27 protein-coding genes are annotated in these 23,813 nt (G+C 54.8%); 14 read left to right on the forward strand and 13 right to left on the reverse strand.

Going from position 1 to position 23,813, the window contains the following annotated elements; translation table 11 throughout:
- Nucleotides 1-23 precede the first annotated feature (23 nt).
- From RA29_RS08060 to RA29_RS08075, 4 genes are read left to right on the forward strand one after another with little or no spacing between them, the layout of a single operon-like run.
- Entirely contained in the window at nt 24-1,325 is a 1,302-nt protein-coding gene (locus tag RA29_RS08060) for a flagellar hook-basal body complex protein (RefSeq protein WP_039684779.1), read from the forward strand.
- 37 nt (nt 1,326-1,362) lie between these two features.
- On the forward strand, nt 1,363-2,817 hold the full coding sequence (gene flgK / locus RA29_RS08065; protein ID WP_039684781.1) for a flagellar hook-associated protein FlgK: 1,455 nt from the start codon (nt 1,363-1,365) through the stop codon (nt 2,815-2,817).
- Nucleotides 2,818-2,819: 2 nt separating this feature from the next.
- Entirely contained in the window at nt 2,820-3,827 is a 1,008-nt protein-coding gene (locus RA29_RS08070) for a flagellin (RefSeq protein ID WP_039684783.1), read from the forward strand.
- The gene (locus tag RA29_RS08075; RefSeq protein ID WP_039684784.1) at nt 3,824-4,924 is read left to right on the forward strand and encodes a flagellar basal body P-ring protein FlgI; all 1,101 of its coding nucleotides are present in this window, start codon (nt 3,824-3,826) and stop codon (nt 4,922-4,924) included. Before RA29_RS08070 ends, RA29_RS08075 begins: the two co-directional genes overlap by 4 nt.
- Nucleotides 4,925-5,067: 143 nt before the next feature.
- Here the strand turns inward: RA29_RS08075 and fliP are convergent, their stop codons facing one another.
- Genes fliP through fliF form a run of 4 tightly spaced genes read right to left on the reverse strand, consistent with a single transcriptional unit; the run spans nt 5,068 to nt 8,300 of the window.
- Complete coding sequence (gene fliP, locus RA29_RS08080; RefSeq protein WP_039684786.1) at nt 5,068-5,790, reverse strand: flagellar type III secretion system pore protein FliP; 723 nt, start codon at nt 5,788-5,790, stop codon at nt 5,068-5,070.
- A gap of 5 nt (nt 5,791-5,795) precedes the next feature.
- The gene (locus RA29_RS08085; protein WP_039685854.1) at nt 5,796-6,089 is read right to left on the reverse strand and encodes a FliM/FliN family flagellar motor switch protein; all 294 of its coding nucleotides are present in this window, start codon (nt 6,087-6,089) and stop codon (nt 5,796-5,798) included.
- Nucleotides 6,082-6,684, reverse strand: a complete 603-nt coding sequence (locus tag RA29_RS08090) for a hypothetical protein (protein ID WP_039684787.1) — start codon at nt 6,682-6,684, stop codon at nt 6,082-6,084. Before RA29_RS08090 ends, RA29_RS08085 begins: the two co-directional genes overlap by 8 nt.
- Nucleotides 6,681-8,300 carry a flagellar basal-body MS-ring/collar protein FliF gene (gene fliF / locus RA29_RS08095; protein WP_039684790.1) on the reverse strand — a complete coding sequence of 540 codons (1,620 nt, stop codon included), beginning with the start codon at nt 8,298-8,300 and terminating at the stop codon, nt 6,681-6,683. The genes RA29_RS08090 and fliF overlap by 4 nt, the downstream gene beginning before the upstream one ends.
- 122 nt (nt 8,301-8,422) lie before the next feature.
- Here fliF and RA29_RS08100 point away from each other — a divergent pair, with 122 nt between their 5' ends.
- The 9 genes from RA29_RS08100 to RA29_RS08140 all read left to right on the forward strand — a co-directional run bounded on the left by RA29_RS08100 (nt 8,423) and on the right by RA29_RS08140 (nt 17,772).
- Complete coding sequence (locus tag RA29_RS08100) at nt 8,423-8,911, forward strand: flagellar basal body-associated FliL family protein (RefSeq protein ID WP_039684791.1); 489 nt, start codon at nt 8,423-8,425, stop codon at nt 8,909-8,911.
- A gap of 10 nt (nt 8,912-8,921) precedes the next feature.
- A complete protein-coding gene (locus RA29_RS08105) occupies nt 8,922-9,290 on the forward strand; it encodes a hypothetical protein (protein WP_039684793.1) in 369 nt (122 codons plus the stop codon).
- Nucleotides 9,290-9,892, forward strand: a complete 603-nt coding sequence (locus RA29_RS08110) for a hypothetical protein (protein WP_039684795.1) — start codon at nt 9,290-9,292, stop codon at nt 9,890-9,892. The genes RA29_RS08105 and RA29_RS08110 overlap by 1 nt, the downstream gene beginning before the upstream one ends.
- Before the next feature lie 68 nt (nt 9,893-9,960).
- Entirely contained in the window at nt 9,961-10,830 is an 870-nt protein-coding gene (gene motA, locus RA29_RS08115) for a flagellar motor stator protein MotA (RefSeq protein WP_039684797.1), read from the forward strand.
- Nucleotides 10,827-13,118 carry a hypothetical protein gene (locus RA29_RS22830; protein ID WP_152612970.1) on the forward strand — a complete coding sequence of 764 codons (2,292 nt, stop codon included), beginning with the start codon at nt 10,827-10,829 and terminating at the stop codon, nt 13,116-13,118. The genes motA and RA29_RS22830 overlap by 4 nt, the downstream gene beginning before the upstream one ends.
- Before the next feature lie 304 nt (nt 13,119-13,422).
- On the forward strand, nt 13,423-15,504 hold the full coding sequence (gene flhA, locus RA29_RS08125; RefSeq protein WP_039684801.1) for a flagellar biosynthesis protein FlhA: 2,082 nt from the start codon (nt 13,423-13,425) through the stop codon (nt 15,502-15,504).
- On the forward strand, nt 15,501-16,271 hold the full coding sequence (locus RA29_RS08130; protein WP_039684802.1) for a flagellar biosynthetic protein FliR: 771 nt from the start codon (nt 15,501-15,503) through the stop codon (nt 16,269-16,271). Before flhA ends, RA29_RS08130 begins: the two co-directional genes overlap by 4 nt.
- Nucleotides 16,268-17,353 (forward strand): flagellar type III secretion system protein FlhB, encoded by a 1,086-nt coding sequence (locus tag RA29_RS08135; RefSeq protein WP_039684804.1) that lies wholly within the window; start codon nt 16,268-16,270, stop codon nt 17,351-17,353. The genes RA29_RS08130 and RA29_RS08135 overlap by 4 nt, the downstream gene beginning before the upstream one ends.
- On the forward strand, nt 17,353-17,772 hold the full coding sequence (locus RA29_RS08140; protein ID WP_039684806.1) for a hypothetical protein: 420 nt from the start codon (nt 17,353-17,355) through the stop codon (nt 17,770-17,772). Before RA29_RS08135 ends, RA29_RS08140 begins: the two co-directional genes overlap by 1 nt.
- Here the strand turns inward: RA29_RS08140 and RA29_RS08145 are convergent.
- The 9 genes from RA29_RS08145 to RA29_RS08185 are packed head-to-tail and all read right to left on the reverse strand — an operon-like array spanning nt 17,769 to nt 22,318.
- Complete coding sequence (locus RA29_RS08145) at nt 17,769-18,251, reverse strand: flagellar basal body-associated FliL family protein (RefSeq protein ID WP_039684808.1); 483 nt, start codon at nt 18,249-18,251, stop codon at nt 17,769-17,771. The genes RA29_RS08140 and RA29_RS08145 overlap by 4 nt on opposite strands.
- A gap of 11 nt (nt 18,252-18,262) precedes the next feature.
- The gene (gene flgH, locus RA29_RS08150) at nt 18,263-19,009 is read right to left on the reverse strand and encodes a flagellar basal body L-ring protein FlgH (protein WP_082029486.1); all 747 of its coding nucleotides are present in this window, start codon (nt 19,007-19,009) and stop codon (nt 18,263-18,265) included.
- A 2-nt stretch (nt 19,010-19,011) separates the two neighbouring features.
- Nucleotides 19,012-19,389 carry a flagellar basal body P-ring formation chaperone FlgA gene (gene flgA, locus RA29_RS08155; protein ID WP_241462573.1) on the reverse strand — a complete coding sequence of 126 codons (378 nt, stop codon included), beginning with the start codon at nt 19,387-19,389 and terminating at the stop codon, nt 19,012-19,014.
- 35 nt (nt 19,390-19,424) lie between these two features.
- Nucleotides 19,425-20,210 (reverse strand): flagellar basal-body rod protein FlgG, encoded by a 786-nt coding sequence (gene flgG / locus RA29_RS08160; protein WP_039684811.1) that lies wholly within the window; start codon nt 20,208-20,210, stop codon nt 19,425-19,427.
- Nucleotides 20,211-20,220: 10 nt separating this feature from the next.
- Nucleotides 20,221-20,940, reverse strand: a complete 720-nt coding sequence (locus RA29_RS08165) for a flagellar hook-basal body complex protein (protein WP_039684814.1) — start codon at nt 20,938-20,940, stop codon at nt 20,221-20,223.
- A 1-nt stretch (nt 20,941) separates the two neighbouring features.
- The gene (locus RA29_RS08170) at nt 20,942-21,211 is read right to left on the reverse strand and encodes a flagellar biosynthetic protein FliQ (RefSeq protein ID WP_039684816.1); all 270 of its coding nucleotides are present in this window, start codon (nt 21,209-21,211) and stop codon (nt 20,942-20,944) included.
- A 1-nt stretch (nt 21,212) separates the two neighbouring features.
- Nucleotides 21,213-21,497: a flagellar hook-basal body complex protein FliE gene (gene fliE / locus RA29_RS08175; protein ID WP_039684817.1), complete on the reverse strand. Its 285-nt coding sequence runs from the start codon at nt 21,495-21,497 to the stop codon at nt 21,213-21,215.
- Between the two features lie 25 nt (nt 21,498-21,522).
- Complete coding sequence (gene flgC / locus RA29_RS08180) at nt 21,523-21,915, reverse strand: flagellar basal body rod protein FlgC (RefSeq protein WP_039684819.1); 393 nt, start codon at nt 21,913-21,915, stop codon at nt 21,523-21,525.
- Between the two features lie 10 nt (nt 21,916-21,925).
- Entirely contained in the window at nt 21,926-22,318 is a 393-nt protein-coding gene (locus RA29_RS08185; protein ID WP_039685857.1) for a FlgB family protein, read from the reverse strand.
- Between the two features lie 81 nt (nt 22,319-22,399).
- Here RA29_RS08185 and RA29_RS08190 point away from each other — a divergent pair, with 81 nt between their 5' ends.
- Nucleotides 22,400-23,758, forward strand: a complete 1,359-nt coding sequence (locus RA29_RS08190; RefSeq protein WP_039684821.1) for a FliI/YscN family ATPase — start codon at nt 22,400-22,402, stop codon at nt 23,756-23,758.
- Nucleotides 23,759-23,813 lie beyond the last annotated feature (55 nt).

A 23,813-nucleotide genomic window follows, 5' to 3' on the forward strand; every position in this document is an offset into this window, starting at 1 on the left:
CGGTACAGCAGAAAGGCGTGTCCATGACGATCTCTTCCTCGCTCAATGCAGGTGTTGCAGGGCTACAGGCAAACGCAACACGACTTGCATCCATTTCGGACAACATCGCGAACTCCTCCACCTATGGCTATAAGCGGGTGCAAACCGACTTTCAGTCCCTGGTGATTTCATCAAACGGCGGAACATACTCTGCTGGCGGGGTCCGGGCATCGACCGAGCGTCTGATTGATCAGCGTGGTTCGCTGGTCTCCACGGCAAATGCAACAGATTTGGCTGTACGCGGTCGCGGCATGTTGCCGGTTGCTCAGTTGACCGATGTGAATCTGTCAAACGGCAACAACCAGATGTTCCTGACAACGACGGGATCGTTCCGGACGGATGCAAACGGATATCTGCGGTCGGATTCCGGGCTTGTCCTGATGGGCTGGCCCGCCCAGCCGGATGGCACAGTCCCCACATTCCCGCGCGACACATCGGACGGCTTGCAACCAGTGCAGATCAACGTGAACCAGTTCTCGGGCGAGCCGACCACGCAACTGTCGCTTGGGGTCAACCTCCCAGCCACCGATACCGACGCCGGTTCGGCTGGTGAAATACAGTACCTGTCGGTCGAATACTTCGACAATCTGGGCACGTCCGAGAACATCAACATCAGCTTCACACCGACAGTGCCAGCGACTGGAACGTCCAACGAGTGGACAATGCAATTGACCGATTCCGCGCTGGACGGTGCCATCGTGGGTGAGTACGTACTGACCTTTGACGACAGCCGCGCGGCTGGTGGCACGCTGGCCTCGGTGACCACAACCACAGGCGGCGCGTACGATCCCGCAACTGGCAACATCATGATCACGGCGGAAGGGGGCCCGCTGGAAATCAACATCGGCCAGTTAGGCGAAAGCGATGGCCTGACACAGCTGTCTGACAGCTTTGCACCTGTTTCGATCTCGAAGGACGGATCGCCTGTCGGCAACATGACAAATGTCGAGGTTGACGCAAACGGCTACGTGACCGCCTTCTTCGACACCGGAATCAATCGCACGATCTATCAAATCCCGCTTGTGGATTTGCCCAATCCGAACGGCATGGTTGCGCTGGATCAGCAGACCTATCTGCCATCCCCTGAAAGTGGCAGTTTCTTCCTTTGGGATGCAGGTGACGGGCCAACCGGCGACATTGTTTCTTACGCACGCGAGGAATCCGCCGTGGATGTGGCCGGCGAACTGACGGCGATGATCCAGACGCAGCGCGCCTATTCGTCGAACGCCAAGGTTATCCAAACCGTGGACGAGATGCTCCAGGAAACCACAAACATCAAACGCTGATCGTGATCATCGGCGCACCTGAAAGAGAGTTGGCGACATGTCACTGACCAGTGCACTATCCTCGGCCATGTCGGGCATCCGCGCGGCAAGTCGTGGTTCGGAAATCGTATCGAGCAACATCGCAAACGCCAACACACCTGGCTACGCGCGCCGCACATTGTCAGTCTCTTCCGATAGTGGCGGTGCAGGCGTCGGCGTTCGGATCAATGGCGTCGTACGACATGTCGACCAGCAGGTCATCAATGACCGGCGCCTTGCTGATGCGGAGGTGGGATACAAATCGGAAACCACCTCTGCACTAACCAAGATTGAGGATTTGATCGGAACCCCCGACAACGCGGGATCACTCGCAGCTCGTGTCGCCGATTTCGAGAAAAGCCTGATCACTGCGACAAGCCGACCCGATGCAACGGAACGCCTGACTTCGGTGGCATTCGCGGCAAAAGATTTGGCAAGTTCGTTGAACACTGTTGCACAGGGCATTCAGGACACACGGACACAAGCAGATCAAAGCATCGACGCGCAAGTACGCCGCTTGGATGACGCCCTGAAAGGGGTGGAAACCCTGAATGCCCGTATCGTAGCGAGCAGCAAGGTCGGGACGGAGTTTTCGGCCCTACAGGACCAACGACAATTGTTGATTGATGACATCAGCGAAATGGTTCCGGTCCGCATGGTCCCTCGGGACTACGGTGCCGTCGCCCTGTATTCGACAGGTGGCGCCATCCTGCTCGAAGGGCGCGCGGTAGAAGTTGGCTTTGAACCGGCCAATGTTGTCACACCCTACGAATCCATCGAGGACGGCACTTTGTCCGGCCTAACACTCAATGGCATATCGATAAACACAAGCTCAGAAAGCGGCAGGCTCCGCGGTGGCACGCTTGGCGCCCAGTTTGAAATCCGGGATGAGATCGCCACTGACGCACAAACACAGATTGATGCACTCGCGCGCGACCTGATTTCCCGTTTCGAAGACAATAGCGTCGATCCAACCCTCTCCCCCGGAGACGCTGGCCTTTTCACCGACGCAGGTTCGGCATTTGACCCGGCAGACGAACTGGGCGTGGCCAATCGTATCGCCTTGAACACGCTCGTCGATCCTGAAGAAAGCGGCGAAACTTGGAGAATACGGGACGGCTTGGGTGCAACCGCTCCCGGAGATGTCGGCAATGGATCTCTTCTGGTTGCGCTCACTAACACATTGGTCGCCACGCGACCTCAGCTTTCGGGCAGCTTTGGCGCCTCCGACCTTGGCATTGATGGCATCGTAGCCAGTCTTTCCTCTCAGATCGGAGCGGATCGATTGCGTGCTGATCAACAGCTGTCATTCGCCTCCGCTCAGTCCGTGGAACTAGCGCAAGTCGAACGTGCTAATGGCGTTGATACAGATGCCGAAATCCAAAACCTTATGGTGCTTGAACAAGCCTATGCAGCAAATGCGCGCGTGATTTCGACCATTGATGAAATGTTTGACACCCTGATGAGGATTTGACGATGAATACCCACGGTCTCGGTGATCTTGCGCAGACGTTCCTGCTGCAACGTCGCGGTGCGGCACTCAAATCAGAAATGGCACGCCTGAACCAGGAACTGGCCAGCGGACAGGTCAGCGATGTCAAATCGGTACTAGCTGGCAACGTCAGCTATCTGTCAGACATAGAAGCGGACATGCGCACCATGTCAGCCTACAAGATTGCTACCACCGAAGCCGCACAATTTGCCGACAGTGCGCAGAACGCTCTGAATCGCATGGATACGAGCGCAGGTACTCTTAGTAACGCGCTTCTTACAGTCTCTTCTATCGCGGTGGGCCCCGTGCTTGACCAATTGTCTGTGGATGCAACACACGAGTTCGAGGCAATCGTGTCGGCTCTGAACACATCTAGCGGGGGGCGTTCGATTTTCGCCGGAACAGCCACCGATACGCCCGCAACAACGAATGCCGGGAGCATTCTGGCCGATCTGCGCGCCGCAATTGCGGGACAGACCGGTGTATCGAATATAGCCGACGCAGTGACACAGTGGTTTGACGATCCGGCAGGCTTTCGAAATTCGGCCTACACGGGATCAGACAATGCGATTGCTCCCTTTCAAATTGCAGAAGACCGCCAGGTCTCGGTTGATTTGAAAGCAGATCAGACTGTCTTTCGGGATTTGCTGAAGGGCGCAGCACTCGCTGCGATAGCGGCTGACGATACGCTAGGTTTATCCGCGGCGGGTCAGCAGGAAATTCTGGAAATCGCGGGTAGCGAACTCATCCGTGCGAAGGATCAGTTGACCGCAACGCAGGGCAATTTGGGGTCGGCGCAGGCGCGCATTGACGCAATCGCGACGCAAAACGCCGCTCGCGCAACGGCGCTGGAATTTGCCAAGGGAGCCCTTCTCCAAGCTGACCCATACGAAACCGCAACCCAATTGGAGGCAGTCCAATTTCAGCTTCAGTCCCTCTATACCGTAACCGCACGCATGTCCGATCTGTCCCTGGTGAATTTCGTCAGATGATCCGCACCCTGGTTTGCATTCTGGCCATCGCGTTTGGCACACTGGCGCAAGCCAATCCCGTCCGCATTAAGGACTTGGTCGATTTCGACGGTGTACGCGGGAATGACCTTGTAGGTTACGGTCTGGTCGTAGGGCTGGATGGAACAGGCGACGGGCTGCGCAATGCGCCCTTCACCGAAGACATCATGACGAACATTCTGGAGCGGCTCGGCGTCAATGTGACGGGCGAGCAGTTCCGCCCAAAAAATGTGGCGGCCGTGATCGTGACCGCAACCTTACCTCCATTCGCGCGCAGCGGCAGTCAGATCGACATCACTGTTTCCGCGATTGGAGATGCCAAAAGCCTGCTGGGCGGTACGCTTGTCATGACCCCAATGAACGCTGCAGATGGTGAGATTTATGCCGTCGCACAGGGCACAATCATTGCCGGCGGTGCGGTCGCCGAAGGGGATGGTGCCCGAGTGACGCAGGGTGTTCCAACATCCGGAGTGATCCCATCGGGTGCGCGGATCGAGCGTGAGATTGACTTTGAGCTCAGCAGCCTCACGAATATGCGTCTGGCCCTTCGCGACCCTGATTTCACCACAGCGGCACGGATCGAAGAAGCGATCAATGGCGTGTTTGGTCGCCGCGTTGCCACTATGTTGGATTCTGGCACCGTATCATTGAACATCACCCAAACACGCGCACGCTCAGCTGCGCATGCACTCGGCCGCATAGAAAACATCGCGGTTGAGCCAGAGCGGAAGGCTCGGGTCGTGGTCGATCAAAGGTCCGGAACAATTGTAATGGGGGATGATGTGCGCATCTCTCGCGTCGCCGTTTCACAAGGAAACCTGACCCTCCGCATTCAAGAGCAGCCTTTGGCTGTTCAACCAAACCCATTTGCTGATGGTCAGACCGTCGTGGTGCCTCGCACCACTGTCGATCTACAAGAAGATGATGGTCCTGGACTAGCCGAAGTACCAGAGGGGGCATCGCTCTCTGAGGTGATTGCCGGCTTGAATGCACTTGGCGTGGCGCCCCGGGATATGATTGACATTCTAAAGAGCATTAAAGCGGCTGGCGCGCTGCATGCCGAATTCGTTGTGAGATAAATGGAACGGCCTGATAACGTAAAAAATGTCATCAGGCCGCTCGAGCTATTCGTGCGCGAGGATATCAGACGTAAGTCATAGCTTATGACAGTACATCGTTCAGACGTACGAAGCACAGCGTTAGGATGGATTGGTAAATAGTTTCAGAAGTAGCTGCGTACCAAACTGCCTGCGATCAAACTCCAGCCGTCTGCAATGACAAAGAATGCCAGCTTGAACGGCAATGAAACGATCGCGGGCGGAACCATCATCATGCCCATGCTCATCAAAATTGCAGCGACGACCAAGTCAATAATCAGGAACGGCAAAAAGATCAGGAAGCCCACTTGAAATGCGCGAGAAATCTCTGACAGCAAAAAGCTGGGCACCAAAACGGACAATGGCGCTTCCGCGGACAACACCACATTCTGAGTATCGGGACGTAGATCAGCCATCGCCGCGAATGTCTCTGCATCCAGTCGTCCGGCCATAAATACACGAAAAGGCTCAAGTGTCCGTGTGAACGCAGCGTCGGGCTCGATCTGCTCATCAATTAAGGGGCGCAAACCGCCTATCCAGGCATCTAAGAACACTGGTTCCATAATAAAATAGGTCAGAAAAAGCGCGAGACTGACAATGAGCATATTGGGAGGCGACTGTTGCAAGCCGATTGCCTGGCGCAAGATCGACAACACTGTCACCAAAAATGGAAAGCATGTCACCATAATGGCAAGGCCTGGCGCCAGGCTCAGCACGGTGATCAAAGCAATCAGCTGAATGGTTCTGGCGCTCAGTGAGCTGTCGTCTCCGAGCGAAATCGCAACGTCCTGGGCTATGGCATCCGCCGGAAAAACCAACAGAACGCTAAGAAGAAGCGCATACCTCATTGGGTTCAGAGGCCCGCACCTAAGTCCAGAATCTCTGTCAAGCGAACAACAAGTTGCCCCTCCTCCTCGCCCTCGGCCTCTTCCAGCGTGCCGCGCGCAATCAACTTGTCTCCAACGAACAGGTCAACAGGGTCGTCGACCCGCTTGTCAAGCGTCAGGACCGCGTTGGATCCCAACATAACCAAGTCGCGCACAAGCGGGCGCGCGCGCCCAACCGACACGGTGATTTCAATTGGAACAGCGGTGAATGGATTGTGCGCGTCAGATGCCAACGCCGTTGTGGAAGGAGTTTCAGCCATCATTTACCTCAGCGGTTTGGACTTGAAAAAAGGATGTAACGGCTGCCGAAATCTCCGCGACCGTCTGGTCCATATCGAGTTCGACCTCTGTCTGTTCGGTACGCAAAACCACCTGTGATGGAGCGAGCAAATTGTCGCTGACCAGCAAAAAAGGCTCGGGGATTTCATCGCTCAGCACACTGCGCACAGCTGCCTCGTTTTCAGGCGCCACGGCAATTTCTACGCGCTTGTCGAGAGCGGCGCGCGCCATGTTTTGCGCTTTTTCACGCACGTGTGCTCCGAGGCTGGCACGCGCGATTTGAGGAAGAACAATATCAATGATATTGGTGATGACGGTTTCTACCGTCGCGGTCATGCTTGCACGTAGTTCGTGATATTCGAAAGAAGCGTCTTGAAGACTCGACGCCAGACCACTCGACACAAAGCCTTGCGTTTCCGACTGCGCAGATACCGCGTCGTCCCATCCAGCCTGATACCCCTTTTCGAACGCTTCAAGCTTTTGATCTTCGACCATTTCAATTGGCAAAGCAGGCGCGTCGGTTGATGTCGATTTTTTCTCACCAAAGTCCTCAAAGAGATGGGCGGCAGACATCATGCGCGCTCCTCTTCAAGCCAGCTTCGCAGTATTTCAACGGTTTCCTCTTGTCGGTCACCGATCATCGACCGCAGGCGATCAACCGGATCCTCAGAGACGACAGCAGGCAACACGCCGTCATGGCCGGAAGACAGTGCCGGGAGATCAGGCAGCATCTCCGGCGCAGCGGCCATGTCAATCTCTGGCAACTCACCGTGCTCCGCCGAAAACTCAGGCGCGTTTTCAAGACCATCGCCAGGCAGAGTGGGCGGCAAAGCATGGAGCGCGCCAACTGCTGACGACGAGCGGGTCAGAACAGGTTTCACCACGAACAGACCAAGGATCAGCGTGACCGAGGCCAAGATCGCCATCTGAATGGCCGACATCAGGTCCAGGTGGACGCCATCAAACAAGGACGTTTCTGCCGATGTCCCCTGCGGCACAACCGATTTGAGCGCCATGGCTTTGATCGTAATGACGTCGCCGCGCGCTTCGTCATATCCGACGGCCGACGCCACAAGTTCGCGTAGGGCGTCAAGTTCTTCCTCGGACCTGGCTGTCGGAGTTTCACCGCTCTCCTCGTCGGCAAGCACTTCATTAACCAATACCGCAACCGTAATCCGACGGATCGCACCCGCCGACTTTACAATTGCCCGCTCCGTTTCGGACACCTCGTAGTTTATCCGCTCGCGTGTTTCTGAGTTTTGAGAGGACGAGTTTTCCCCGCCGCCCCCTTCACCATCAGGCAGATTTGAGGCGACTGTCACGTCCCCATTGCCAGCCTCATTCGATGTGCTGGTCCGCTCTTCCGTGTCCGTACTGATGACCACACGTTCCTGTGGATCAAAACGCCGCTCGCGAATCTCTTCTGTTTCAGTGACGGTATCCACACTCACTTCAACGATTGCATTGCCGGGGCCGACCCGCGCTTCGAGAAGCCGTTCAACCCTTTCTCTCAGCATCTGAGACTTGTCATCTGAGCTGGGCGAAGGAGAGGTATCATCACCTGAACCAATGACCGCGCCGCTCGCATCTATGACGGTAACATCGTCGGCCGAGAGACCAGCTACCGCGGAAGCGACGAGGAAGCGAACAGCCTTGGCTTGCTGCGCCGAAAACTCTCCGCCATTTGGTGTAATGGCCACCGACGCAGTCGGTGTAACGCTGCGCTGAAAGGGGTTTGAACCGGTCGACGCGATGTGAACACGCGCCATTGCAACGTGCGGACTTGAAACAATCGTGCGTGCGAGTTCCCCTTCCTTTGCACGCCAATACGCAGCATCGAACATTTGCGACGTCGTACCAAACCCAGAAAGGCTATCTAAAAGCTCATATCCTTGGCTGCTATTCGCTGGCAGGCCTTCGCTTGCCAACGTCAACCTCAAATGGTCCCGCTCTTTGGAATCAACAAAGATCGAGCCACCCCGCACCTCGAAAGCAACACCGCGTTGCTCAAGGGCGCGTACGACATCACCGGCTGCACCGTTTTCGAGCCCCGCGTATAGGAGCGTCATTGTCGGCGCAGTCACAACGCGCGACATTGCCAATATTGCCAAGAACATCGCGACGGTCGCCACAACGACCGTAACCTGGCGCTTGATATCCAGTCCCATCCAGACATTCAGTAATTGCTGCACAATTGCCTCCGTCGTTCCGGGCGTTCTGCCCGGTGTTGAACCAGCAATGACCGAACAGCCTTAACAATCGGTTAGTTGATCTATGAGAAATGTGAGTTCGAGAAAGCGTGAGCGGAATACATATGACAGATGCAACGGCAGAAACACCTGAAGAAGTGAAGAAAAGCTCGAAAATGCCTTTGATACTTGGGGCTGTCGCACTGCTGTTGGGCGCGGGGGGCGGGTTTTTCGCTGCCTTTTCCGGAATGATCCTGCCATCCGAATCGGATCACTCCACCGCCAGCCACCAAACAACTCCGACGGATCTTCCCGACATATCGTTCGTGGCACTGGAGCCTTTGGTGATCTCTTTGACCCCGAGCTCGGCAGGTAAGCATCTGCGTTTCAGGGCGCAGTTGGAGGTTCCCTCTCAATACGAAGCGGACGTCCAATCTGTCTTGCCGCGCGTCATTGATGTCTTGAACGGATACCTTCGCGCTCTGGAGATCAAGGACATCGAGAGCCCTGCAGCACTGACACGAATACGCGCGCAAATGCTGCGCCGTGTGCAGATCGTTACGGGGCAAGGGCGGGTTAATGACTTGCTGATAATGGAATTCGTTCTGACGTGATGGTGAATACATGGACTTGATAGCCGACATTCTACTCGCCGCAGGCGCAATGGGCGCCGGCTTTTACTGTTTTATGTTGGGTCGCCGATTGAAGCGATTCAATAGCCTGGAAACGGGGGTTGGTGGGGCAGTGGCCGTCTTGTCCGCGCAAGTTGATGACCTCACCAAAACGCTGGAAGCGGCCCAGAAAACGGCTGCAGAGTCAGCTGAGACCCTAAATGAAACGACTCAGCGCGCGACGGAAATGGCGCGACGCCTGGAATTGCAAATGGCGGCGTTACACGATCTTCAGGAACCCACGCGCACAGATTCTACAGCAAGCGATCCTCAGAAATCAGGAGAGCCTATCTTCACCCGACGCACCTTAGGGGGACGATAATGGCAAAGGATGCACCAAAACGGGCCTCTAGCCGCGGCTCCATCGTTTTCCTTGTTGTGCTTTTACTTGCATCTGCCGCGGTCCGCGTGAGCACCAGTGCCAGTTCAGCCTTAGCCGAGGTCGACCTCGCCAACGGGTTTACGCTACCGCTCAGCAGTAGTGCTCCGAAAGCCCAGCCGAAAGAGCGGCAGAATGAAGATATCGCACCGTTAATAGAAGCGATCCGTGCGCGTGAGGACAAAGTATCAGAACGTGAAAGTGCCCTGGCAGCTCGCGCCAAAGCGCTGGATGTAGCACAGGTAGAGGTCGAGCGACGGTTGGTCGCCCTGGAAAACGCAGAACAACGCCTCCGCGAAACCCTTTCAATCGCTCAAACAGCTGCTGAGGATGACTTGGCGCGCCTCACGATTGTCTATGAAAACATGAAGCCAAAGGACGCGTCAGCCTTGTTTGAAGCAATGGAGCCTGCGTTTGCGGCAGGATTTTTGGGTCGCATGGATCCGGCGGTTGCAGCAAAAATCCTTGCTGGGCTCGATCCGCAGATGGCGTATTCGATCAGCGCGATCGTTGCTGGCCGTAACGCCCAAGCCCCCAAAAACTGAGCGAACGTGAAGCTTTTTTAACGGGTATCTGCAATCCTCGCGCCATATCCAGATGAAGGGATCATCACGTGATTGGAATCATTGGCATTGTAACCATTTTTGTAATGGTGTTCGGCGGATATCTGGCGGCTGGCGGCAAGATGGGGATCATTTTGAAATCCCTGCCGTTCGAGATGACAATGATCATGGGCGCCGCAGTCGGTGCGTTCCTAATCAGCAATTCGATAGCCGAGATCAAACATACCATTAAGGATCTTGGTAAAGTGTTCAAAGGTCCCAAGTGGGCGCATGAGGACTACAGAGATCTGCTGTGCTTACTGTTTGAGTTGATCCGCCTTGCCAGACAGAATCCGGTCGCCATTGAAGAACACATTGAGGACCCAGAAAATTCTTCGATCTTTGCGCGTTACCCGAAAATTGTCGCGGATAATGAAGCGACAGCGTTGATTTGCGACACCATGCGCTCTGCATCAATGAATTACGATGATCCGCACCAAGTCGAAGACGTTCTGGAAAAGCGGATGGAAGCGAATATGCATCATGCTTTGCATTCTAGTCACGCATTGCAAACGGTAGCTGACGGATTGCCAGCGTTGGGAATCGTCGCAGCCGTCCTGGGCGTGATCAAGACCATGGCATCCATTGATCAACCTCCTGAAATTCTTGGCAAACTCATCGGCGGTGCACTCGTAGGGACTTTTCTTGGCGTTTTTCTCGCATACGGCCTGGTTGGCCCCTTTGCCGCAAAGGTTAAGGCCGTTGTCGAAGAAGACAGTCACTTCTATCAACTCATAAGGGAGGTCCTAGTCGCAAATCTGCATAATCACGCCACCAATATTTGTATTGAAGTCGGACGACAGAACACGCCTTCCCATTGTCGACCCTCATTTTCAGACCTGGAAGAGGCGCTCAAGTCAGTAAAGCAGAACGCAGCATGATCAGGGTTTTCGTATTTCTATGTGCTTGGGTCACCTCTTGCGTGCTCGCAAGCGCTGCCGCTATTCCTGTACGATCTGGTGCGCACGAAGACTTCTCCAGAATTGTTTTGGATGTCACTGAATCCGCAGAATGGTCAATTGATCAGGACCCAGAAGGCGCACGTATCCGCATAGTCGGTCACGACGACGGATTTGATACATCGCGTGTTTTTGAACGTATTGACCGAAGTTTCATCGACGCGGTCACGTCATCCGAAAGTGAAGTCTCCATCGCTTTCAATTGCAACTGTGTGGCTGAAGCCTTCCGAGCTGGAGACCGGATGATCGTCGTCGATGTGGCCCTGCGAAAGGACTTTGTGAGCAACAGTGGAACGCAGGAAGATGAAACGGACAGCCAGTTGGCTTCTCCGTCGGGTTTGCGGTTTCCGAGTCTTAACCTATTGCCATCGACTAACACCATTTTCTCTGATCTGGTTTTATCAGACCAGTCGGAAAGCAAGGCACCCGCACCAAGTGCTTTGGCGAGCGCGATCAAGTTAGATCCGAAGCAACAGCTCAGTGAACGTTCGCCACTGGGTCCCGCGCGCGGCAAGCTAGCTGAACACATCGGTCGGGCGGCAACATCTGGCCTCCTCAAGCCAAGTGGAACTCCCATTGCTACGCTCGGAAGTCGGCAGCGTTCGCAGATCGATACCAGGGTGTTTGAGCCGTTACTCACTGATGAAAGCTCAATTGTTGATGAAGATTCGAGCGGATTCAATCTACGTGTAACGTCAAGCCGTGACCCTCTTGAACACAGTGGCGAAGGAATTCGGCAACTGGCAACATCAGGGTCAGTGTGTCCTGACCCCTCCATTTTGCGTGTGCAGGATTGGGGACACAATTCAGATTTTGCACCACGTATCGCTGCTTTACGCAGCAACTTATTCTCTGAGTTGGATAGAATGGATCCGGGTATCGCGAAAGACATGGTTCGAACATACCTTCACTTCGGATTCGGAGCAGAGGCACTTCAGCTCATTGATGCGAACGGCGATGTCTTTGAAGATAGCCAGATACTACGTGAGGTTTCTGAAATTTTGGAATTCGGAACTGTAGAGCAAGATGGGTACTTAGGAAAATTCTTAGAATGCGATTCCGACTTTTCCCTTTGGGCAATTCTGGCATCTCAAGATTTGAATGCCGCTGATGTCCTAAACACTTCGGCCGCCGTTCGCACATTGAACAGCTTGCCGATCCACATGCGGCAGTATTTAGCGCCATTGCTCAGCAGGAAATTGCTCGAATATAGTGATGAAGATGGTGCTTCTGCCGCTTTAAGAAGTTTAGAACGCACCGCACAACCGCTCCCGCCCGCCGCAGAAATCGCGAAGGCGGAGATTGAACTGAAGCAAGGTGAAGTTTCAGACGCACAGGTTAGACTGCGGGGAGTGGTCGAGACAAATGGTCAGCAATCTGCCGAAGCCTTGGTTCGGTACGTGGATACACATTTTGCTGCTGGGCGTGTCATTGAGCAAGACGTTGCAACCTTAGTTGAAGCTTACGCAACGGAATTCAAAGACAGTCCGCTAGGCGAGGAACTGAGACGTACACATGTGCTTGCATTGGCAAAGTCGGGGCAATTTGACGGCGCGTTTGTTGCCCTTGGGGATCTGCCTCTAAACAGAGTGAAGGACAAAAGCGTTGACCTTAGGTCTGCCGTTTTGCAGGTACTATCAAGTGATGCGAGCGATGCAACTTTTGCCGAACATGCTTTCGAAAACATATCTCGTCACAGGGGTGCTATCTCCCAAAACGCAGCCTTGAGCATTGCGAATAGGCTGATTGACCTTGGGTTCTTTGCTGAGGCTGAACACTTGCTGTCAACACAAAATGATATCCCTCAAACGAGTGGGAACAGGGTGCTACGCGCGAAAATTTCTTTGGGCCTAGCCCGACCGTTCGAAGCGCAGGCCGTTTTGCGCGGCCTCAAAGGAGAAGAAGTTTCCCGTTTAAGGGCCAAGGCAAGCATTCTGGCCGGAGACCATGATCAAGCTCATGAAATACTAAGTGATCTTGGAGATGAAAAAAGCAGCTTGGAAGCAGCTTGGTTGTCAAACGACTGGCGAACAAATGTCGCCTCTAACGCGCCGGTACTCGGCGCAGCGGCAGAAGTTGCTTCGTTGCAAGTTGATGTGCCAACGGAGCTTGATGGAATGCTGACACGCCTGCAAACGACACTCCAAGACAGCGCAGACGCACGCAATGTCATTGAACAGTTAATCGCGACAACCGGAAGCGACGACTAGTTTCCAAAACCCAAGCAATCCGTCATGCTTGGTTACCAAATGTAAACGAGCGTCAGCTTACCGTGTCGACATCACAGAAGTGATGGGAACAGCTGATCATGAATTGCAAATGGAAACGCACTGCATTGTCCCCAATATGGCAGTGCAGACCTACGCACTTAACTCCATTCATTTCAAGCACATTGCGCCAGCTACGCTCGCTCCGTGAGGCTTACAGGCGACCGCTCCGCTCGGCATCAATCGGCAGGTCGGAAGCCCAAAAAAGTCGGATCATGATTTGCGGATCTGATCAGAGGTTTAAGACGTGACCTCAAAAAAGCTCATCATTTTCAACCCAACGGTTTTGCTCGCAATCGCTCTGATGGCGATCATCGTCATGATGATACTGCCCATGCCTGCCTGGGTCCTGGACGTTGGCCTGGCTGCGTCCTTCGCGCTTGCGATACTGATCTTCACCCTGACTCTGTTTATCGAACGACCGCTCGACTTCTCCGCCTTTCCAACAATCCTCCTAGCATCTCTGATGTTGAGACTGTCACTCAACGTGTCGTCCACAAAACTCATCATAGGTCAGGGACACACTGGGACAGACGCGGCGGGAGAGGTAATTGAAGGGTTTGCGCAATTCATTATGGGGGGCAGCGTCTTCCTTGGCCTGGTTGTTTTCTGCGTACTGCTCATCGTGAACTTTATGGTCATCACAAAGGGCGCGACACGGATGGCCGAAGTCGGTGCAAGGTTCGCATTGGACGGTATGCCCGGCAAACAATTGGCAATCGACAGCGACATGTCTGCCGGTGCAATCGACCACAAGGAGGCAAAATCCCGTCGCGAGCTGGAACAAGCGGAAACAACCTTTTTCGGGTCGCTCGACGGCGCGTCAAAATTCGTTAAAGGCGATGCAGTGGCCGGCTTGCTCATCACACTGCTGAACCTTGTTGCCGGCTTGGTTATGGGAACCGCCGTTCATGGCATGGCGTTAGGCAGTGCCTTTGAAACCTATGCAATTCTTACGGTCGGCGACGGACTTGTGTCGCAAATTCCGGCGGTGGTCATTTCAATTGCGTCCGCCCTTTTACTTGCACGAGGGGGAGCAAAGGGCGCAACCGATCTGGCCGTTTTCGGGCAGCTGGGCAAACACCCCGCAGCTCTGGCCACGGTTGCCGTCTTGATGGCTTTGCTTGGTCTCTTTCCCGGATTGCCGCTGGCACCATTTCTGGCAGGCGCTATCGGTTTGGGTGCTGCTGCATACCTGATCAAAAAGAAGGCCGATGCAGGCCCAATCGCTGAGATTGATCTGGAGGAAGTGACTGAAGTCGCGGAAGAGAAGTCGCTCGGCGACGTTCTCGAACTTGATGACGTTCATGTCGAATTTGCGCCGGATCTGGTGACGATGGTGCTCGATCCCGGCACCGGGCTTGATGCCAGGATCGCTAACATGCGCGTGCATGTTGCAACAGTGTTCGGCGTCATACTCCCTGAAATCAGGCTGACGGATAACCCTGGACTGCCAAGCGGCAACTATGTCCTTCGCATTCAAGGGGTTGAACAGGCGCGTGGCACGATCCGGCCGGACAGCATTCTTGCACTGGCACCGGAAGCCGCTGAACGACTACCAAACGGAGAAGACACGACCGAGCCAGTCTATGGCGCACCTGCGCGTTGGATTGCCACACAAGATCAAGAGACCGCGGCTCTGGCAGGGGTTACACTGGTCACTCCGACCGAGATCTTGGCGACGCATCTCCTGGAAGTCGTGAAACGCAACTTCAGCAGGCTCCTCACTCTAAAATCTCTCCGAAGGCTTTTGGAGGAAATGAAGAGTGTATCCGACCCTACTCGCGCTGAAGCCAACAGGAAGATGTTGGATGCACTCATCCCCGACAAGGTGCCCATGGATGTACTCCATGCCGTTTTACGCCTGCTTCTCGAAGAGCAAGTATCCATCAGAAATCTGCCGCTCATTCTCGAAGCGGTATCGGAGGCGCGTGCCGTGAACGCACAACCTGAAGCCATCTGCGAACACGTCCGGCAGCGCCTTGGATTTCAGATCATTTCCGGGATCCGCCGTGATGACGGGACATTGCCGCTCATTCAGCTTGCACCGGAATGGGAGGATACGTTCTCAAGCTATCAGGTCGATGCGGATCGCGGACTGGACATCGCGCTTCCACCGGACCTGTTTAACAGGCTGGCAGACAACGTGTCGGAGAAGCTGCAGGATGCCGGTGATCAGGGTATCTTTCCGGCAGTTGTCACAAATACTCGCAGACGCCGTTTCTTGAAAACGATGATGCGTGCAAAGGGTTTGAACAACCCTGTGATCTCGTTTGAGGAAATCGGCGTTGATGCACGACCGTCCCTTGTTGGTGTCGTCGCCGCATGAACGCGGCCGCTGAGCTCATTGCCTTAGTGCAGGCCTCGCTCTGGTTCGGGTTCGTCGTCTTTCTGCGCGTAGGGGCGACAGTAGCACTTCTTCCAGGCTTCGGAGAACAGTCGGTGCCCGTGCGGATCAAACTGATTATCGCTCTGGCATTTACGCTCGTCGTCGCCCCTGCATTGCAAGTGACACTACCGCACTTTTCCCTTGGAACCTTGGCGTTACTTGCATTTACAGAGACAATTGCAGGCCTTGTGATAGGCTTGGGCATCCGTTTGTTCGTTCTGGCCCTGCAGACTGCCGGAGCAATTGCAGCGCAGTCGACGTCGCTCTCGCAAATCCTCGGCGGCGCAGCCATCGAACCTCTGCCAGCGATGGGCTATGTCCTGACTGTAGGGGCCATCGCCTTGGCAGTGATGGCAGGACTACATGTGAAAGCAGCCGAGCTTTTGATCCATTCCTACGTCCTGCTGCCGTTGGGCGCGTTCGCGACTGGTCAGGACGTGGCAGATTGGGGCCTTGCCCAAATCGCGTACGCTTTTGAACTGGCCTTCTTGCTGTCCGCACCATTCTTGCTGATGTCTGTCCTCTACAACCTGGCGCTTGGTGTGATCAACAAGGCGATGCCGCAACTGATGGTGGCATTTGTTGGTGCACCTGTCATTACCTTGGGCGGTTTGTTCGTGCTTTTCCTGGCTGCACCAGTCATGTTGTCTGTTTGGCTGTCCGCACTTGACCAGTTCATGGCCGCACCTTTTGAGGCGTCACGATGAGCAATCAAGACGATGACAGTGACAAGTCGTTTGATCCGACACCGCATAGACTTCAAGAAGCGCGAAAAAAGGGTGAGATTGCCAAGTCGGCGGACCTGCACACGGCGGCGGCCTATGCCGGATTGACATTGGCCTTTGTGGCGGTCGGCCTGCACAGTGTGACGTCTTTTGGAACCTCGCTACAAACCGTATTGGACCAGGCACCAGCTCTTTCAGATGACCTGTTTTCCGGAGGGCCCGCAGCAGTGATGGGTACCATACTTTGGTCCGTATCTGTCGCTGTTTCACCAATCTTTCTCGTGCCAGCTTTGGCCGTCTTAGGTGCGGTGCTGGCACAGCGCGCATTTGTCATTGCACCAACAAAACTTCAACCGAAGCTTTCAAGAATATCGCTGCTCCAAAACGCGAAGCAGAAATTTGGGCGCAGCGGGTTCTTCGAGTTCGCAAAAAGCTTTGTAAAACTCATTCTATACTCTGCATTCCTCGCCGTTTTTCTTATCGCCAGATGGCCAGAGATGATCAGTGTGATGCACGGCTCGCCCGGAATGGTGGTCAAGCTGCTGGCCGAGCTTATTGTTGCGTTCCTATTTGTCGTGGTCCTGATATCAGCTATTTTGGGCGGCATAGACGCTGTGTGGCAGCACCATGAACACATTCGCAAGAACCGCATGTCCCGCAAGGAGATCATGGATGAAACAAAGAACTCTGAAGGTGATCCACACCTGAAGCAAGAACGACGGTCTCGCGCGCAGGCCATCGCCACACAGCAAATGATGAGTGATGTTCCCGCGTCCGACGTCGTCATCGTTAATCCAACTCACTACGCCGTCGCGTTAAAGTGGTCACGGACAAGCGGTTCCGCACCTGTGTGCGTGGCAAAGGGAGTGGACCAAATCGCCTTGCGCATCCGTCAAATCGCGCAAGAAAACGGGGTGCCCATCCACAGCGATCCTCCGACCGCACGAACGCTGCATGCTGTCACCGAAATTGGCGATGAAATCCTGCACGAGCAATATGCAGCCGTCGCGGCTGCCATTCGCTTCGCTGACCAAATGCGAGTCAAAGCTAAGGAACGTGTATAGTGGATAGCTTGTTCGCCTTGCAGCAAATCGCAAATCTAAAATTCCGCCAGAGCGAGGGCGCGCTTGCCAAGGTGACAAATCGTGAAAACCAGCTGCGCGCAGAACTCAAACGCTTACAAGATCTGGCCCGCGAGACACATTCACAACCAGCGTCGGACGCGGAGTTGCGCGCCATCGGTGGCGATATCATTTGGTTGAAGTGGTTAAGCGACAATCAAAAGCGTTTGAGCATCGAACTAGCTCAAATCCTTGCACAAAAGGAACGCCTATTGGCTACGTTTCGAAAAGAGCTGGGGAAGAAATCCGTCACGGACGAGTTGTTGACGCAAAGCAAATCTCAAGCGCGCCAAAAGAAAGCTAAGAAACGTCTCGATCAAGCCGTCGACATCTCGCTCGTTCAGCAAAGCTTCAAAAACTAATAATCCTGGCGCGCAATCTCAAGAATAAGCACGTCCGAGATTTGGTCACCCATGTCCTTTTGCGCAACTTCTCTCAAAGCGCCTCGTAAAACAGCCATATTGTTCGCGTTCGTAAACGCGCCATTGAAACCGCCAACATTGGCATGGTCGAAAAGAACCTGAAGAAACGAGTCGCGCAGTTTCGGTTCCATAGAATAGATCGCATCTTTCTGCCCGGCGGGAACTTCAAGGCTGAGCGACATGACAACCAGCGCCGTGACGGCATCCCCGCTCACAACAGGGACGACAAACTGGTTGTTCATTTTTACATATTCACGATCCGATGTTTCGGCTGCCTCATCGATCTTTTGCTTCTCTTCATTCGAAACATCAGGGTCATCGCTCGCCATTGGTGCAGGGGTAGGACGCATAAATATGCCTGCGCCAACCCCTGCACCGGCACCAATCAAAAGCAGAACAACAGGAAGCAGCTTCTTCAACTTATAATCTCCTAGAAGGGCAGGATTGCATCAAGAACCTGTTGGCCGATCCGTGGCTGTTGCACATCTGTGATCTGTCCGCGGCCTCCGTAGGACACACGCGCCTGCGCAATCTTATCGTAGGTGATCTCATTCTGGCGCGAGATGTCTTCCGGCCGGACATAGCCTGAGACAAGCAGCTCCCTCATTTCAAAATTCACACGCAGCTCCTGAGAGCCTGAAATCGAGAGGATGCCATTTGGCAGCACGTCAATGACAGTTGCCGCGACCCGCAAAGTCAGTTTTTCCTCGCGTTTGACAGAACCATCTCCGCTCGAACCGGAACTTGACGTGATGGACACCAGATCGGATGCGGACGCCCCTGCGGGCAGTTTTTCATCAAGCCGCTGCGGCAGGCCGCCAAGTTGGGGCACTTGTAAGCTTTCAGTACCACTACGTGACCTATCCGTTTCATTTGAGATTTCTGCGCTCTCATCAATCTCGATCACCACGGTCATGATGTCTCCGCGTTGCATCGCACGCCGATCTCCCAACAGGGAAGACCGCTGACCACTCCAAAGCGAAGCGCGATCTGTCGGTCCCGCCTCCTCGATCGCGAGGGGCAGTGTCGCTCCAACCATCGCCGTGTGTTCGCGCGTCTCCAACGGGTTTGAAAAGCTCGGTGCTTTGCCCAAATGATCACCCCGCCCACATGCAACAGCCACGCCAAGGACAGTGAAAGATGCGAATGTACGTACGGAAATCTTGAAATTTGACATAGTCATCTGGTCACCTTGATTGAGCCGTCTTCTTGTACGAAGCCAAAGAGGGTTGCGCGCGAACTAAGGTTCATGACCCGAACGCGGTCACCAATGCCACCCCGCTCCAACGCGCGACCATCCGTTGAAATCGATAGCGTCCCTACGTTGAAAAAGAGCGGCACGATTTGATTGCGATTGATTATCGCGGGCGGGCCAACGGCATCGAATGGGATCGGGCGGCCAGCATATAGCGCGATGCGCGCCTCCTGGCCTACAACATCAGACAAACGATCAAATGCACCCGACAATTCCACATCACGCAACACGAGATCCTGTGCTGTGATGACAGTACCAGGGCGTAGCGTCCGCGTGGGCGTCACCATGTCGGCGTAGGCCATATTGGCTGTCACACAGAGTATCGCAATCCACCGCATCACCGAACCTGCGTCATCGCACCCATCATTTGATCGGCCGCCGAAATCACTTTTGAGTTCATTTCGTAGCCGCGCTGAGCAGCAATCAAATCCGTGATTTCGCGGACGGCATCGACCGAACTTTCTTCGAGATAGCCCTGTCGCAACGTGCCCAAACCATCCAGGCCAGGCGTCGTAACAATCGGCGGACCGGACGCATCCGTTTCCGCAAACAGATTGCTGCCGAGCGCCTCAAGCCCTTTTGGGTTTGCAAAGCCCGTCAAGTTGAACTGTCCGATTAGCTGCCCTGCTGCGGTTTCAGCAAAATACGCGTAAACCTCTCCGTCCCCATTGATCGAAACGCTGCGCGCGTCCTCCGGGATGACGATTTCGGGAGACACCGGGTATCCATCCGATGTCACGATCAGACCTTCACCAGTGCGCTTGAGCGCGCCATCCCGTGTGTATCCGGTTTGACCAGATGGTAGCGTCACTTCCAGGTAACCATTACCGTCAATCGCAACATCCAAATCACCGTTTGTCGCGGCCAGAGACCCTTGCGCCAAGTGCACAGAGACTGCCGCCGGACGCACGCCAAGACCGAGCTGCACACCGGTTGGCAGCACAGTTCCATCCGAGGCGTTTATGGCACCCGGGCGCGTCATCTGTTGATAGTGCAGGTCGGCAAACTCCGCGCGGCGCGCATTGTACCCGGTTGTGCTCATGTTCGCGAGGTTGTTCGAGATCGTCTCAACCCGCATTTGTTGGGCCAACATGCCCGTAGCCGCGATTTTCAGGGCGCGCATCTGCGTCTCCTTAGCTTGACTTCAACATTGCATCCATGGCGCGCCGAACACGCTCATCTTCGGAATTGAGAAAATTCTGACCCATCTCATAAGCGCGCTGAATTTCGATCATCCGCGCAAGCTGACCAATCGGGTCAACATTGGATTCTTCGACAAAACCCTGCAGCATTCGCGCGGTTTCAGACGGCTCAAATCCTGCGTCGGCGCGAAACATGACGCCGCCCTCACGTGTGAGAGTTGTAGGGTCTACGGGCTGAACAAGGCCGATTTGTCCGGCAAACTGGCCGTCAGCACTGATAGACCCATCTGGCGAAACCGAAAGCGACCGCGCATCGGGCGGCACGAAAACAGGCGCACCACCAGCATCCAGAACAGCATGGCCGTCCGGGGTAACCAGATCGCCCTGCGCGTTCGGGGAAAAGCTGCCCGCGCGGGTTGCTCGTTCACCATCTGGCGTCTGGATCAGAAAGAAGCCATCGCCCTCAATCGCAAAATCAAAGCTCCCGCCTGTTTGCGTTAAAGTCCCCTGAACGAATGATGTGTGGCGCACACTCCCATGGCCCATTGAGAGCGATGGGCCGCCCTGGATGCCCTGAATATACTCGGAGAAAACCAAGCCTTCCTGCCGGTACCCGGTCGTCGCGCTGTTAGCGATATTGTTGGCGACAATTTGCATTTCACGCATGAGACCGGATTGACGGGTCAGTGCGATGTATCCTGTGCTGTCCATCTTATCCTCCGATCACGAGCGGGATGATCTGACTTTGGAAAAAGGAAACGAGTGTTTGCGTCATGAAGCCCATGGTCACCCAGAACACGAGGACGATGGCGGCCAGCTTTGGAACAAAAGTCAGCGTCATTTCCTGAATCGAGGTCAGCGCCTGCACCAATCCGATGGAAACACCCGCGACCAGAGCAACAACAAGGATTGGCGCCGAAACCAGCACAGCGATCCAAAGCCCTTGTCGCAAGGTGTCAAAAAAGATGACCTCGTTGAGCATATCAGACCGGCATCCGGAGAATTTCCTGATATGCTTCAACCACCTTATTGCGAACCGTGACCGCAGTTTCGACAGCCAGCTCTGTTTGAGCCAGTGCTTGAACCAGCGAATGCGGATCAGCTTTGCCGACCATGGCATCCTTCGCCACTTGCTCCCCCGTCGCCAGGGTCTGGGCAAAATCCATTGCGACCTGACCAAACAAGCTGCCGCTTTCGCGACCGCTTGGCTGGGTTGCCGGCCGCAAGGCAGCGTAGTTCTGGGCGGCAGATACTGTTCCGATTTCCATTCTGGATCTCCTTTGAAGCGCGCGATCAGCGGCGCAATAGTTGCATGAGGCTTGAGGACATTTGCCTTGCCTGCTCAAACATTTTCAGGTTCGCCTCGTAGCTCCGCTGAGCTTCCCTGGCGTCCGCCAATTCAATCATCAGATCGACATTGGATCCTTCGTAGTGCCCACTCTGATCCGCCATGGGATGGGACGGGTCATAGACGCGAGGCAAGGGGCGATCATCCAATGACATACGACCGACCTGCACCGTGGTGACACCGCGACCGGAGTCAAATTCCGCGCGAAAAGGTATGGTCTTACGTTTGTACCCAGGCGTATCCGCATTCGAGATGTTTTCTGACAAATGCCGTAGGCGTGAAGACTGCGCTTTCAGCCCACTGGCCGACACAGAGAGTGATTTCGCGAATTCGTTCATGTTGACGCTCCTACTGGCGGCCCAGGCTGGCGCGCAAAATGGTCAGCGTGCTTTTGTAGATGGCCAGGGAACGGTCGTGCTGACGTTTGGCGTCTGTCGCGCGCAACATTTCCGTCTCAATCGAAACGCTGTTGCCGTCGGGTGCGGCAAATGTCTTGTCTTCTTCGACAAGCGCACGCACGTCTCCAACCGCGCTGCCGTGAATGTGATTGAGACGAGTGGCGCGCTGTGAAAATGCGCCCTGCGATGTCGGCGCATATGTCTCTGCAAAGCTGGTAATATCGCGCGCAATGTATCCAGGCGTATCGGCATTTGCGACATTTTGCGCGACGACAGCCTGTTTTTGACCCGCGTGCACCGCCATAGCATGCGCAGTCTTAAAAACTGTCAGGTTCTGAAACATCGGGGCTTCTCCCTCGTGAATTTCAATCAACGCTTAACTGTGATTCCCTAAAAAACTGTTTGCAGATATCAGGAGGATGCGATGCGCCACGCCATGCGATTGCAAATGTTGCAAGCTCAGCTTTCCGAAATCCAAATTGCTCGCACAGTTGGTCGGATCAGCGGAACACACGGCAATGTATTGAGTGTGTCGGGCCTTGCAAACGTTAGCAGAATTGGGGATCGCGTGTTAATCACACGAACGTCAGGCGATGTACTGCCAGCCGAGATTGTTCAGCTTTCACAATCGGATGCAATGATTGTACCGGACGGCCCATTTGATGGCGTCGCATTGAACGATCGCGTTGTCGTCGACACTCAAAACAAGATTGCACCAAACAAAACATGGCTGGGCCGCATTGTAGATCCGAACGGCGAGCCGCTTGATGGCCACGCGCTCAGTAGGGGGCCCGGCTCGCGCGCCATCAAGAACCAGCCACCCTCCGCTGCGACCCGGCGCCCGTTGGGAAAACGTATGGACACTGGACACGTGGTCTTCGACACGATGTTGCCCATTGTTCAGGGGCAACGGGTGGGGCTATTCGCAGGATCTGGCGTGGGGAAATCCAGCCTAATGGGGCAATTGGCAAAGCGAATGTCGGCAGATGTCGTGGTCATCGCGATGATCGGCGAGCGTGGGCGCGAAGTACGTCACTTTGTCGACGAAGTTTTGGGCCCGGACGGGATGGAAAAGACGGTTGTCGTGGCGGCGACATCCGATCAATCGCCGCTGGTGCGCCGTCGATGCGCCTGGACAGCTATGGCTGTGGCCGAGCATTTCAGAGACGAAGGGCTGTCTGTTCTGTTTCTCGCTGATTCAATCACACGTTTTGCCGAGGCACATCGCGAAGTCGCAAGCGCTGCAGGTGAAGCGCCCGTCCTGCGCGGCTTTCCTGCCTCAACGTCGCATTTAATCATGTCGCTATGTGAGCGCGCCGGGCCCGGCGGTCCAGATCAAGGTGACATCACAGCCGTTTTGAGCGTTCTGGTCGCAGGTTCTGATATGGAGGAACCAATTGCGGATATTTTGAGAGGTGTATTGGACGGGCATATCGTACTTGATCGCGAAATCGCTGAGCGTGGTCGCTTTCCAGCCGTGGACGTGTTGCGTTCGGTATCAAGAAGTCTGCCTGCCGCCGCAACGAACGCCGAAAACGTGACAATCGCCCAGGTCCGAAAATTGCTCAGCGCATTTGAGCAGAACAAGATGATGATCAATGCGGGCTTGTACACCGCAGGCGCTGATCCGGACATCGACGCTGCCATAAAGGCATTGCCGCACATAGAAAAAGCGATGTCGCATACTCATGAAAGCGATTGCAATCACAGCTTCGATAAGCTCAGCCTCGCATTACGACGAAGCGGGATCAGCTATGAGAAAGATCGACAGGCGTCACGCTAGATCGACATGGCTTTATCTACGGCACCAAAACCGATGATCAGCAATCGCGTTTCAG

The sequence above is a fragment of the Tateyamaria sp. ANG-S1 genome, from assembly GCF_000814025.1.
In the GTDB taxonomy this organism is placed as follows: domain Bacteria; phylum Pseudomonadota; class Alphaproteobacteria; order Rhodobacterales; family Rhodobacteraceae; genus Tateyamaria.